This is a genomic window from Jeotgalibacillus proteolyticus (assembly GCF_050107735.1).
GTDB classification, from domain to species: domain Bacteria; phylum Bacillota; class Bacilli; order Bacillales; family Jeotgalibacillaceae; genus Jeotgalibacillus; species Jeotgalibacillus proteolyticus_A.
The window spans coordinates 1-213 of record NZ_JBNILO010000055.1; the positions used below are offsets into that span (position 1 = coordinate 1).

The 213-nt window shown below is 53.5% G+C and carries 1 rRNA gene; it reads left to right on the forward strand.

Annotated elements, in window-relative coordinates:
• Positions 1 to 127 precede the first annotated feature (127 nt).
• Positions 128 to 213, forward strand: a 23S ribosomal RNA gene (locus tag ACQCT8_RS19115); the annotation flags it as partial.

The window sequence follows — 213 nt, forward strand, 5'->3', positions numbered from 1 at the left end:
TTAAAAATGGTTCAGCAGCGAGTGATTCGAGGACGTGAGTGGAGGAATCCCGGAGCGCACTTTTCAGTGCGTGAGGAGATGACGACACGAGCGGACGAAGAAGCGCGACGCTGATCAACCATTTTTTGGTTAAGTTAGAAAGGGCGCACGGTGGATGCCTTGGCACTAGGAGCCGATGAAGGACGGTACTAACACCGATATGCTTCGGGGAGC